Here is a 968-nt window from a genome sequence, read left to right as displayed (position 1 = left end):
GTGCGCGGCCGCGCTCCGCTCCGACCTGCCCGAACTGCTCCCGGACGACCCGCGGGCCCGCCGCCTCGCCGACCGGGTCGTCACCTTCGCCGAAGCACTGGAACGGTACGCGCCCGACTGGGCGCCGCCCCGGCTCGACCGCCCGGTCGTCGGCCAGACGCACTGCCACCAGCACGCGGTGCTCGGCGACGCGGCGGACCGCAGGCTGCGCGAACGGGCGGGCCTGGGCGGCGAGCTGAGCGGAGGCTGCTGCGGTCTCGCCGGCAACTTCGGCTTCGAGAAGGGGCATTACGAGGTGTCGGCGGCCTGCGCGGAGGAGTCGCTGCTGCCCTCGCTCCGGCAGGCACCGGCGGACGCGGTGACGCTCGCGGACGGCTTCTCCTGCCGGACGCAGGTGGCGCAGCTCGCGGGGCGGCGCGGCCGGCATCTCGCGGAGGTACTGGCGGAAGCCCTCGACGGGTCCTAGGAGGCGGCCTCTAGGGAGCGGTGTCCCGGGCCACCTCGTGGGCGAGGGCGATCAGGTCCGGGGCCGACGGGTGGCCCGGACCCTCGCGGCGGACCAGGAACACCGGGAGGTCCGGCGCGTCCGTGAGCGGGACGTAGGTGACGCCGGGGTGGGGGTGCATCCGTACGGTCGCGGCGGAGGTCACGCCCACCGCGCGGTCCGCGGCGATCGCGGCGAGCCAGTCGTCCGTGTTGGCGACCGGCAGCGTCCTGGCGGGCCGGACGGCGGGCGGCCACAGGCCGAGGGCGGTCGAGCCGGAGACCGTGTTCAGGGCGATGACCTCGTCGCGCAGGTCGGCCAGGGCGAGCGCGGTCCGCTCGGCGAGAGGGCTGTCGGAGGGGACCGCCGCCACCCGCGGCTCCCGGTGCAGGAGCTCGGCGACCAGGCCGGGGGCGTCGACGGAGCCGCGCAGCAGGGCCACGTCGACGGCGCCGGCACCGCGGGTGAGCCCGGCCGTGCGGTC

The 968-nt window shown here is 77.4% G+C and carries 2 protein-coding genes; one reads left to right on the top strand and one right to left on the bottom strand.

The window, feature by feature from the left end:
* A partial coding sequence (locus G3I40_RS02090) for a (Fe-S)-binding protein (protein WP_164300417.1) occupies positions 1-466 on the top strand: 466 nt, incomplete at its 5' end.
* 10 nt (positions 467-476) lie between these two features.
* Here the strand turns inward: G3I40_RS02090 and G3I40_RS02085 are convergent.
* Positions 477-968, bottom strand: a 492-nt coding sequence (locus G3I40_RS02085) for a LysR substrate-binding domain-containing protein (protein WP_239091469.1), incomplete at its 5' end; no start/stop codon positions are given.

The organism is Streptomyces sp. SID14478, assembly GCF_010548525.1.
Classification (GTDB): Bacteria; Actinomycetota; Actinomycetes; order Streptomycetales; family Streptomycetaceae; genus Streptomyces.
This window is presented reverse-complemented; position numbering and strand designations above follow the sequence as displayed.